We start from the raw sequence: 10940 nt of genomic DNA, 5'->3' as shown, positions 1-10940 counted from the left end.
CGGCCGCCGCCCCCGACCACCCCGGATACCCCAGCAGGCATGGATCAACGACCCGGCCAAGCGCAGGGAACCCGCACCACAAACCTCATAGCGTCACGACCGTCTCACTGGACTTGAAATCTTCCGCTCGCCCGCCCGCCCGCCCGTCTGTCCCCTTCCCTGCCCCGCCCCTCGTCCTCCCCCGGCATCCCGCAGCGTCAGCCATCGGTCCGCGGCTGTCTCCCCCTCACGCACGGCCGCTTCCCTCCCCTCGCTCAGCCGCCTCCGCCGTCCTCGCCCGGCGCCACCGCGCCGAGGAACTCCCGCACCGCCCCCAGGTTCCGCACCGCCGTCTCCGCAGGCCCCTGCGCCCCGGACGCCTCCGCGGTTCCTTCCGCCCATGCCTCCACGGCGACCCGGACCGCCGCGCCAGCGACGGCTGCGGCGAAGCGGATGCGGGGCGAGACAGCCAGGTCGGCGGCAACGTTGTCGTAGCCGTCGGTCACACCCGGGGCGCCGTCGACGCGGTCTCCGCCGACCGCGCCTCGGGCTACGGTGTCTCCGCCCCGGTCGGCGGCCACGCTCTCCGCAGAGGCGCTCTGGTCCTCACCACAGACCGTCCCGTCGGCCGACACTCCCTGGTCCTGGTCCCCGACCGCACCCTGTACCGCAACGCTCCCGCCCTGACTATCGGTCAGACGGTGGGCCAAGGCAGCGGCGAGGTCGGTCTCGGCGGTGTGGCAGGCCTCGGCCCAGACCCGACGCAAGGCAGGGCTGGAGTCGGCGAGGCGGACCAGGGTGCGGACCCATTCCCAGGAAGCCGCCGACACCCCGGAACCCGGCGTGAGCGTCTGCCGTGCCGCGTGTTCGAGGGCATCCGGCGGCGCGAGGCCCGCCGGAGCGTCACGCACGGCATCCGTCCAGCGGCGTGCCCCCGCCGCGTAGAGCGGGGAGACGGCTTCCTCCTTCGCGGCGAAGTAGCGGTAGAAGGTGCGGGGGGCGACCCCGGCGGCCTGGGCGATGTCCTCGGCGCGGGTGGCCCGCAGGCCGTGGGTGACGAACAGCCGTGCTGCGGCGCGGGCGATCTCCATCCGGGTCGCCGCCTTGCGTCGCTCGGTCAGGGAGCCGGAAGCGGAGCGGGACGTGGGGCGGGGGCCGGAGCGCGAGCGGGAGGTGGCGGATGCGGAGGCGGCGGATGCAGAGGAGGCGGACGCAGAGGAGGAGAGGGGGTGGGAGGGCGTGCCGCTCGATGGGGTGGTGCTCATGTTGGGCAGGCTATGCCGATGTGGCACAATCTGCCATCCAGCGGGTCACCCCGTGGTTCAGGTACGGGGTGACCCGCTCCTCCGGTCGCCCCGGCCCCGTCGGCTGCCCCATCGGCTCAGCCCGGCGGTCGCTCCGGCCCGGTCGGCCCGGCCTTCCGATCCTGTCCGCCGATCCGTCCTGTCGACCCGGCCGATCAAGCCGGTCGCGCCCGTCCGCAAGGGCCACACGCAGAAGAAGCCGGGCTCCGGCACCGGGGGGAGGGTGCCGAAGCCCGGCTCGGGAAAGTCCCGGCACCGGGGGGAGTGCGTCGGGACTTGGCTCGGTCGAGGGGCGGGGCTGCATCCGGGCGGAGGCCCGAACGGCCGTTCCCTGAAGTCTTGTTCCCAGGGCAGTATGGGTTGAAGCGACGTTACATCGCCATGTTTGCGCGGGCTTTCGCCACCCCGCGTACGCGGTGGCTGCAGGGCGCACACCCCCACCGGGAGGTTCACATCGACCGGAACCGACCGGAGGCGAGCGGTACGACACCGCTCACCGCCGACCCGACTCCCGTACGACCGACCGGCATTGCCGCCCGCCGTGGCGTCGAACGGACCGAACGGCGTCCCGCCCGGTGCGTTCCGCCCGCCGGTGCCGGACGGCACCGGGCGGGCGATTCCGCGGTCGGCGGGGTCAGGCCGCCGCGTCGAAGCCGGTGTCGCGGGCCAGCTTCTTCAGCTCCAGCAGGGCGTGCTTCTCGATCTGCCGGATCCGCTCGCGCGTCAGTCCGTGTTCCTTGCCGACCTCGGTCAGCGTGCGCTCGCGGCCGTCCTCGATGCCGTACCGCATCTTGATGATCGAGGCGGTGCGCTGGTCGAGCCGGCCGATGAGACCGTCCAGTTCCTCGCTGCGCAGCAGCGTGAGCACCGACTGCTCCGGGGACACCGCGGAGGTGTCCTCCAGCAGGTCACCGAACTGCGTCTCGCCCTCGTCGTCGACCGACATGTTCAGCGAGACCGGGTCGCGGGCCCAGTCGAGCACGTCGGTGACGCGCTCCGGCGTGGAGCCCAGCTCGGCGGCGATCTCGGCGGGCTCCGGGTCGCGGCCGTTCTCGCGGTTGAACTCGCGCTGGACGCGGCGGATACGGCCGAGCTCCTCCACGAGGTGGACGGGGAGCCGGATCGTGCGGGACTGGTCGGCTATCGACCGGGTGATGGCCTGGCGGATCCACCAGGTGGCGTACGTCGAGAACTTGAATCCCTTGCGGTAGTCGAACTTCTCGACCGCGCGGACCAGGCCGGCGTTGCCCTCCTGGATCAGGTCCAGCAGCGGCAGACCGCTACGGGGGTAGCGGCGGGCGACCGCGACGACCAGGCGCAGGTTGGAGCGGATGAAGACCTCCTTGGCCCGCTCCCCCTCGGCGACCACGGCCTCCAGCTCCTCGCGGGTGGCATCCGCCGTGGACTCCTCGCCGCCTTCGAGGACCTGCCGCGCGAACACACCCGCTTCGATCATCTGCGACAGCTCGACCTCCTTGGCGGCGTCGAGCAGCGGTGTCCGCGCGATCTCGTCGAGGTACATGCCGACCAGATCGCGGTCGGCGACGGCGCCGTTGGTGCGAACACTGCTTGCCGCGTCAGCCGTCTCGCCGGTGGCGGACTGACGACGGGCGACGGCACGGGTTGCCATGCGTGCTCCCTTGCGATGGTGGGTCAGCGGGTGGTCCTTCGGACGCCGCGCACTTGCTCGAGCTCTTCCTCGGTTGCCCCCGAGCTCCGCTTCAAGCCCTCTCGGGACTCTCCTCGGGTGCCCTGCATCCGATGGAAACAACGACTGGAATCCGGACAGAATTCCCAACCCGCCCCCCCTATTTTTATGATCATGCAGTACCCTGTGCCGCCACATGAGGAGGCGCGATGCCGTCGGAGCGCGCAGAGGTGCAGGTCAGACCGGGAGCCGAGAGCGACCTCCAGGCACTCACGGACATCTACAACCACTACGTACGTGAGACGGCCGTCACATTCGACACCGCGGTCTTCACCCCGGAAGAGCGCCGCCCTTGGCTGCTCTCCCACCCGGAAGACGGCCCGTACCGGCTGATGGTTGCCGCGGAGGCGGACCCCGAAGGGAACTCACAGCGGATTCTGGGGTACGCCACATCCAGCCCCTTCCGCGCCAAGCCCGCGTACGCGACCTCCGTGGAGGTGTCCGTCTACCTCCGCCCGGACGCCGGCCGCCGCGGAGTCGGCACGCTCCTCTACAAGGCCCTGCTCGAGGCCTTGGCCGACGAGGACCTCCACCGCGCCTACGCGGGGATCGCCCAGCCGAACGAGGCGTCCGCCCGGCTGCACGAACGTTTCGACTTCCGGTACGTCGGCACGTATCGCGAGGTAGGACGCAAATTCGGCCGGTACTGGGACGTGTCCTGGTACGAGAAGGAACTCGGGCCTCCGGGAACGGAGGAACCGACCGGCGGAACGCGGGAACCGGCCACGAGAACCGGGAACCCGCCGCCGGGAACGCAGCAATCGGCGACGGGATCGCGGGAAGGAGCAGCGGGAACCCAGGACCGGGGGAGCTCCGGCCCCGACGAGGCACCCGGAGGCACCCGCGCCCCGGCGGAACCCACGACCTGAGACGCACAGCCTGAGACCGACACCCTGGGACCCGCGGCCCGGGATGCCGAGCCCGGGACCGGCGGCCCGAACCCCAGGGCACCGGAGCGGGGACTCGGCGCCCTGGCCGGTCCGGTACGCAGGAGCCCCGGCAGACCGCTGGGCAAGGACCGGACAGCGGGCCCGGCCGAGCCGTTCCCCGGGCCCCGCCCGGTCACCCGAACTGCACGGACCGTTTCGCCAGCCCCATCCAGAACCCGTCGATCACCGACGCCTGTTCCCCGAGCTCCCCGACGGCGTCCGCCGCGCCCATCGTCACGAACAGGGGCGCGAAGTGCTCGGTGCGCGGGTGGGCCAGGCGCCCGGCCGGGGCTTTGCGGGTGAAGTCGAGCAGCGCGTCGGCGTCGCCGCCCTCCAGCGCACGCCGCCCCCAGTCGTCGAACTCGGCGGACCAGCCCGGCACCCCTGCGCCGGTGTGCCGCAGGGCGGCCAGGTTGTGAGTGAAGAAGCCGGAGCCGACGATCAGCACACCCTCGTCGCGCAGCGGCGCGAGCCTGCGGCCGATCTCCATGAGCCGTACCGGGTCGAGGGTGGGCATGGAGACCTGGAGGACGGGAATGTCGGCTTCCGGGAACATTTCGACGAGCGGCACGTAGGCACCGTGATCCAGGCCGCGGTCGGGCATGTCCTGGACGGGCGTGCCCGGGGCGCGCAGCAGCCGGCGTACGGCGTCGGCGAGTGCGGGGGCGCCGGGGGCGGGGTACCGGACCCGGTAGTAGTGCTCGGGGAAGCCCCAGAAGTCGTGGACGAGCGGGGCGGTCGTGGTGGCGCCCAGGGCGAGCGGGGCCTCTTCCCAGTGGGCGGAGACCATGAGGATCGCGGTGGGCCGGGGCAGCCGGGCGGCCCAGGAGGCGAGTTGGCCGGGCCAGACGGGGTCGTCGGCAAGGGGTGGGGCACCGTGACCGAGATAGAGGGCGGGCATGCGCTCGCGCGGGACGCGCCTGTCGGACACAAGCTCCTCCGGCACTCGTACGCGCCCCCGGGACGCCCGCTCCTCACGTCCCGGCGCTCGCTCCTCGGGTACTCGCTCCCGGGGCGGGCGGCCCTCGGGTGTGGCGGCGGTCATGGCGGCGACTCCCTCCGGGTACGTGACCCACTCCCCGTTGTTTGAACTCTAAAGCGAATCATCTCACCCTAGGTCCATTTTGTTTAAACTTCAAGGAAGGCTCTCGTAGAGTGGAGCACATGAACACGGCACCCGACGAACCGCGCTGGCTCACCGACGAGGAGCAGCGGGTCTGGCGCGCCTACCTGCACGCCACCACCCTCCTCGAGGACCACCTCGACCGCCAGCTCCAGCGGGACGCGGGCATGCCGCACATCTACTACGGCCTGCTGGTCGGCCTCGCCGAGGCGCCGCGCCGCCGGCTGCGCATGACGGAACTGGCCATGCAGGCGAAGATCACCCGCTCCCGCCTCTCCCACGCGATCGCGCGCCTGGAGAAGAACGGCTGGGTCCGCCGTGAGGAGTGCCCGTCCGACAAGAGGGGCCAGTTCGCGGTGCTGACCGACGCCGGCACGGAGGTGCTGCGCCGCATCGCCCCCGGTCACGTGGCCGCCGTGCGCCAGGCGATGTTCGACCGGCTCAGCACCGAACAGCAGCAGGCCCTCGGCGAGATCATGCAGATCGTCGCCGAGGGCCTGCAGCCCCGGGAAGCGGGTGCGGACCTGCCCTGGCTGCGCTGAGCCGCTCACTCGGCGCAGCCGGGGCAGGCCCTGGGGCCCGGCACGGGAGGCGTCCCCTTCCTCCCGTGCGGCCCGGCCCGAAGTGGTACTGCTCGAAGAGTGCGGCCCGGGGCGTACCTGCCGACGGGCGCACTCGTAGACGTACCGCCCGAAGGAGTCGGCCCGGCGACCGCCGCGGATCTGTGCCCGCGACGGCGCCGCCGCCTCTCTCAGGCCTTGCCGGGCGCCGTCAGTGGGCGACGACCGGTACGACCACCTCGTCCTCGGCGCCCTCGCCCGCGCCGTTGCCGGAGGCGACGGCGGCGCTGTCGGGGCGACCGGCGTTGACGAAGGTCACCACGATGGCCGCGGCGACGACCAGGATGCCGACGGCGAACCAGATGGCGTTGGTGTAGCCGTGCACCATGCCCTCCAGCTGGACCAGCTGCTGCTGGGGCCGGGTGGCGGCGGAGGCGATGTGGTCCTTGATGTAGGACGTGGTCGCGGAGGCGGCGATCGTGTTCAGCAGGGCCGTACCGATCGCGCCGCCGACCTGCTGCGAGGTGTTGACCATCGCGGAGGCGACGCCGGCGTCCCGCGGCTCGACGCCGGTGGTGGCCAGGGACATGGCCGGCATGAACGCCGTACCCATGCCCAGACCGAGCAGCAGCATCGCCGGCAGCAGCAGAGCGGCGTACGACGAGCCGATCTCCAGCCGGGTCAACAGCAGCATGCCGAGCGCTGCGACGAGGAAGCCCGGACCCATCAGCAGTCGCGCCGGGACGCGGGTCATCAGGCGCGCACCGATCTGGGTGGAGCCCGCGATCATGCCCGCGATCATCGGCAGGAAGGCGAAGCCGGTCTTGACCGGGGAGTAGCCCTTGACGACCTGGAGGTAGTACGTGAGGAAGAGGAACAGGCCGAACATGGCGATGATCGCCAGACCCAGCGACAGATAGATCCCGCCGCGGTTGCGGTCGGTGACCACGCGCAGGGGCAGCAGCGGGGCCCTGACCCTGGACTCCACGAGCACGAAGGTCAGCAGCAGCACGGCGGAGGCGATGAACATGCCGATGGTGACGGAGTCGCTCCAGCCGTCGGACTCGGCGCGGGTGAAGCCGTAGACGAGCGCGACCAGGCCGAGGGTGGACAGGACGACGCCGGGGATGTCGAGCGAGGAGCGGTTGCGGCCGCCCTTGGGCTCACGGATGACGAAGTAGGCGCCGGCCGCGGCGATCACGGCGAAGGGGATGTTGACGAAGAACGTCCAGCGCCAGTCGAGGTACTCGGTGAGGAAGCCGCCGAGGATCAGGCCCACGGCACCGCCACCACCGGCGATGGCACCGTAGATGCCGAACGCCTTGGCGCGCTCCTTGGCGTCGGTGAACATGACCGCGAGCAGCGACAGCGCCGCGGGGGCGAGCAGGGCGCCGAACGCACCCTGCAGGGCGCGGGCACCGAACATCATCGCGCCGGTGGTCGCGGCACCGCCGAGCGCGGACGCCGCGGCGAAGCCGACCAGACCGACGACGAAGGCGCGCTTGCGGCCCCACAGGTCGGCGATGCGGCCACCGAACAGCAGCAGACCGCCGAAGGCGAGGGCGTAGGCCGTGACGACCCACTGCCGGTTACCGTCGGAGATGCCGAGGTCCTGCTGGGCGGAGGGCAGCGCGATGTTCACGATGGTCGCGTCGAGAACGACCATCAGCTGGGCGAGCGCGATGAAGACGAGCGCTTTCCAGCGGTTGGCGTCACCGGACGGAGCCGGTGCGCCGGGGGCCTTCGAGAGTGTTTCTGACATGGGTGTACCCACTTCGGGACTTCGTGACGGAAGGAACGTGAAGGTAGGAGGTGTCGTGGGGGGACGGTCCGCCATGGGCGGCGGACGGTGGAGGCCGGTTGTTGTGACTGCCGCGGTCCCGCGAACTCATCGGTCGAAGCCGGCCGGACAGAATTGCTCGGACTCGACCGCTCGGACTCGACCGCTCGGCAGCGCGACTCCTCGGAGGCGACTGCCCACGGGTGACTGCTCGGGAGCAGCGGCTCGATCGCGGTGGTTCGTTCGCGGCTGCCGGGTCACGGCTGCTCGCTCACGACCGCTCGGTCGGGGCCGGTCGACCCGAAGGACGCGACGGAGCGCGACGGAACTGCTCGATCAGGGCTGGCGCAGGTCCTCCACGGTCGGGGCTGTGCCCGGCAGGTCGGAGCGGGCGGGAGCCCGCAGCCCGTCGACGAACAGCTGCAGATGGCGGTGGGCGAAACGATCGATGCTGAGGCACCCGGTCCCGGCCGGGGGCCGGCTCAACTGGGCGGCGGCGATCAGCACGTCGCCGACGCCCACGTCGGGGCGGAGCTGGCCGGCCGCCTTGGCGCGGTCCATGACCTCCTCGACGAGGCCTTCGCACCGTTCGCGTACGGCCTCCAGGTCCGGGTGGTTCTGGTCGAAGGTGCTCGAGACCATCGGGCACAACGCGCTGATCCGCTCGTCCGCGGCGGCGTGCACGAAGCGCTCCAGGGCCTCGAAGGCGTCCCCGGTCTCCGCGAGCGCGGCCTGGGCCGCGGCCACGGTGCGCTCCATGACGGAGCAGACGACCTCACGAACGAGGGCGTCGCGGTCGGGGAAGTTACGGTAGACCGTGGCGTTGCCGACGCCGGCCCGGCGGGCGATCTCGTCGAGCGGCACGTCGGGGCCGTGCTCGACGAACATCTCCCGGGCGGCGGTGACGATCCGCTCCCGGTTGCGCAGGGCGTCGGCACGCGGCCGGGTCGCCTTGCGGGGCGCGGGAAGGGTGGTCGGCACGGCTTCCTCCACGGTGGACGGTCGGTGGCTGCGATCCGGGGATCGTCTCCCCGTTTCGCGCGGACACAGGTCTAAACGGGGAAGGGATCCCCGGTTATTTCCCGCTTCCGAGATTCTCGATGTGAGCTGGCTCACATTCGCCCTCCGGGTGCCCGTCACCCCACCCCGCCACCGTCCCCGCCCCCACCACCGGCCGCGCACGCGCGCACGGGTCCGATGACGACGGTCGGGGTGCCGCCGGGTAACCTCACCGACCGCGCACGCGGACACGGGCCTCGACCGCAGCGCCTTCCCGGGCACCGGCCCCCGCGCCCTGGCCGACTCCCCCGTCACCGCCTCCGCGTCGCCACCGGGAACCGCCGCCGGGGCCATGCGCGGGCGTGGCCCGCCGGGCGCCGAGCACGGCGCGGGTCGACCCCGCCCGGGCGGGATCGGGGCCGATCTCGCGACCCGGCCGACCACACGCCGGGGTCACCCATCGGCCACTGGCCGCGGCCACCGATACGGGCCCCACCGCGCCCCGACCCCCCGGCCTCCCGGCTTCCCGATCTTCCCCGCGGGGTCCGAGGCGAAGCCTCGCCGTTCCCCGAGGCCCACGATCGGACCAGGCCAGCGCGCGCGTGCGACCGCTCCGACCGAGGGTGATCGCAAGGGTGCAGCCGGGGAGTGGCGGCTGCCTGGACCGAGAGGCCCCGCATGCAGCCGCAGCCTGAGCGCTCCCGGAAACGCCGTCGGATACGCCCGAGCAGAGTGGCCGCGTTCGCCTCCGTCTCCGCGCTGACCCTCGTGGTGAACACTTCGGCGGGCACCGGGCACCTGACTCCGGACGGCACGTCCTCCGGCCCCGGACCGGTCCCCGAACTCACCCACTCCTCGGCGCTCGGACCCTGCATGATCAACGGCGATCCGGCCGTGCAGATGTCGGAGGGCATCCCGACACCCGGCGACTACGCCCGGTCGACCGGGACCGTTCGCGCCCTCACCGTCATGATCGATTTTCCGGACGCGCCGGGAACGGGCAGGGCGCTGAACCGCTACCGCGAATTCTTCCCGCAGACCCGGAAGTGGTTCCGCATCAGTTCCTACGGCCGTCTCGACTACCGCCCCGAGACCCCCATCACCGGCTGGCTGCGCATGCCGAAGCCGTTCGCGGCGTACGGGATAGACCGTGGCGCCCCCTTCGACCCGGGCTATCGCGAGCTGGTCCAGGACATCGTCTCCGCCGCCGACCCCGAGGTGGACTTCCACTCCTACGACCTCCTGAACGTCCTGGTCACCCCGAACGCGGGCCCTTCCGCACTGGACACGGTCCTGTCGGTGACCTTCGCCGGCAACGCCGAGGCGCCCGTCGCGGACGGGGTGCCGGTGGCCAACGCCTCGTTCGTCTACTCCCGCCAGGACGACGGCTCCGGCTCGTACGACCGCACCGGCTACCGGGTCCTGCCGCACGAGAACGGCCACGTCTTCGGCCTGCCCGACCTCTACACGCAGCAGGGCGGAGGCGCGGTCGGGCACTGGGACATCATGAGCGAGGACTGGGGCGCCAACAACGACCTGCTGGGCTGGCACAAGTGGAAACTGGGCTGGCTGGACGCCGACCAGGTCCGCTGCGCGACGACCAGGGGCACGAGGGAGTTCACGCTCACCCCTCTCGCCCGCCGCGGCGGCCCGAAGCTTGTCTTCGTCCCGCTGAACGGGCGTACCGGCTACGCACTGGAACTGCGCACCCGCGAAGGCAACGACGAGACGGTGTGCCGCCCCGGCATCCTCATCTACCGTGTCGACGCCGACGTCGACACGGGCCTGGGGCCGATCACCGTCTACGACTCCCAGAGGCACAGCGGCGGGTGCACGCGGAGCCCGAACGTCCACGCGGAGCTCTCGGACGCCGCGTTCGTCCCCGGCGAGGTCTTCAAAGACCCCCGGCGGAAAGTCCGCATCGCGGTGGCCTCGGCGGATCTCGCGGGGAACTACCGGGTCCGGGTGACGCGCGGGTGACCCCACGCGAGCGGCCACGCCACCACCCGGACCGGGACCGCGCCACAGCCCCGCACCGGCCCTCGCCCCCGGGCAGACGCAGACACCGGAACCATCCGGGCCGAAACCGGGCCCACGCCCCCTCCCCCTGCCGGAGTGGGGGCGCCCAGACCTGCGGGGTCCGGACCGCCACCAGACCGGTTCGACCAGGCCGAGGAACGGGGCGCTCAGGTCGTCGATGCGGACGTGGCCGCGACGTTCGGCCCCGTACCGGCCCTGTCCCGTGACCCCCGCCACCTCGCGCAGCGCCATGAGCTGGTGCGTCAGCGACGACTTGCGCCGGTCGAGCCCCGACCATCCGCAGGCGTGGCCGAACTCGTGCGATTCCAGCAGGGGTTCTCGAGTGAGCGTCAGCCGCACAGGTCGCAGAGCGCGCCGAGCACGGTTCGCGGCTCGACTCCAGCGTCCCGGCGCGGCGACCCGCCGAGGCCAACACCGGGCTCAACGCGATCGGTTACCTCCCGGCAGGCCCCCTGTCCGCGTCCGCCCGCTACCCGATCGACGCGCTGGGGCGTGACCGGCGGCGCCACGATCTCCGG

At 72.1% G+C, this 10940-nt stretch carries 7 protein-coding genes and 1 pseudogene; 3 read left to right on the top strand and 5 right to left on the bottom strand.

Translation table 11 applies throughout. The features are described from left to right. Positions 1-254: 254 nt before the first annotated feature. Together JS756_RS33990 and JS756_RS33985 are read right to left on the bottom strand one after the other, a co-directional pair. Positions 255-1070, bottom strand: a complete 816-nt coding sequence (locus tag JS756_RS33990; RefSeq protein ID WP_205387133.1) for a TetR/AcrR family transcriptional regulator — start codon at positions 1068-1070, stop codon at positions 255-257. Positions 1071-1917: 847 nt separating this feature from the next. Further along, positions 1918-2913, bottom strand: coding sequence for a sigma-70 family RNA polymerase sigma factor (locus JS756_RS33985; protein WP_205387128.1), 996 nt, complete (start codon positions 2911-2913; stop codon positions 1918-1920). A gap of 227 nt (positions 2914-3140) precedes the next feature. Here JS756_RS33985 and JS756_RS33980 point away from each other — a divergent pair. After that, positions 3141-3668 (top strand): annotated as a pseudogene (locus JS756_RS33980) (GNAT family N-acetyltransferase); the annotation flags it as partial. Positions 3669-4053: 385 nt separating this feature from the next. Here the strand turns inward: JS756_RS33980 and JS756_RS33975 are convergent. Beyond that, on the bottom strand, positions 4054-4821 hold the full coding sequence (locus JS756_RS33975; protein ID WP_205387132.1) for a dioxygenase family protein: 768 nt from the start codon (positions 4819-4821) through the stop codon (positions 4054-4056). A 263-nt stretch (positions 4822-5084) separates the two neighbouring features. Here JS756_RS33975 and JS756_RS33970 point away from each other — a divergent pair, with 263 nt between their 5' ends. Further along, positions 5085-5585 carry a MarR family winged helix-turn-helix transcriptional regulator gene (locus JS756_RS33970; RefSeq protein ID WP_205387127.1) on the top strand — a complete coding sequence of 167 codons (501 nt, stop codon included), beginning with the start codon at positions 5085-5087 and terminating at the stop codon, positions 5583-5585. Positions 5586-5814: 229 nt separating this feature from the next. On the opposite strand, the gene JS756_RS33965 is transcribed toward JS756_RS33970, so the two are convergent. Together JS756_RS33965 and JS756_RS33960 are read right to left on the bottom strand one after the other, a co-directional pair. Beyond that, entirely contained in the window at positions 5815-7365 is a 1551-nt protein-coding gene (locus tag JS756_RS33965; protein ID WP_205387126.1) for an MFS transporter, read from the bottom strand. Between the two features lie 354 nt (positions 7366-7719). Then, positions 7720-8364, bottom strand: coding sequence for a TetR/AcrR family transcriptional regulator (locus JS756_RS33960; protein WP_205387125.1), 645 nt, complete (start codon positions 8362-8364; stop codon positions 7720-7722). A gap of 696 nt (positions 8365-9060) precedes the next feature. Here JS756_RS33960 and JS756_RS33955 point away from each other — a divergent pair. After that, on the top strand, positions 9061-10362 hold the full coding sequence (locus tag JS756_RS33955) for a M6 family metalloprotease domain-containing protein (RefSeq protein WP_205387124.1): 1302 nt from the start codon (positions 9061-9063) through the stop codon (positions 10360-10362). The last annotated feature ends 578 nt before the right edge of the window (positions 10363-10940 follow it).

Origin of the sequence: Streptomyces actuosus (genome assembly GCF_016921115.1) — a bacterium.
Classification (GTDB): Bacteria; Actinomycetota; Actinomycetes; order Streptomycetales; family Streptomycetaceae; genus Streptomyces; species Streptomyces actuosus_A.
Note: the sequence above shows the minus strand (reverse complement) of the source record. Positions and strands in the feature narration are given on the sequence as shown.

Excerpts from the sequence above, each read along its gene's own strand:
- JS756_RS33990 (WP_205387133.1), bottom strand. The coding sequence starts at position 1,070 with ATGGAGATCGCCCGCGCCGCAGCACGGCTGTTCGTCACCCACGGCCTG.
- JS756_RS33985 (WP_205387128.1), bottom strand. The coding sequence starts at position 2,913 with ATGGCAACCCGTGCCGTCGCCCGTCGTCAGTCCGCCACCGGCGAGACG.
- JS756_RS33975 (WP_205387132.1), bottom strand. The coding sequence starts at position 4,821 with ATGCCCGCCCTCTATCTCGGTCACGGTGCCCCACCCCTTGCCGACGAC.
- JS756_RS33970 (WP_205387127.1), top strand. The coding sequence starts at position 5,085 with ATGAACACGGCACCCGACGAACCGCGCTGGCTCACCGACGAGGAGCAG.
- JS756_RS33965 (WP_205387126.1), bottom strand. The coding sequence starts at position 7,365 with ATGTCAGAAACACTCTCGAAGGCCCCCGGCGCACCGGCTCCGTCCGGT.
- JS756_RS33955 (WP_205387124.1), top strand. The coding sequence starts at position 9,061 with ATGCAGCCGCAGCCTGAGCGCTCCCGGAAACGCCGTCGGATACGCCCG.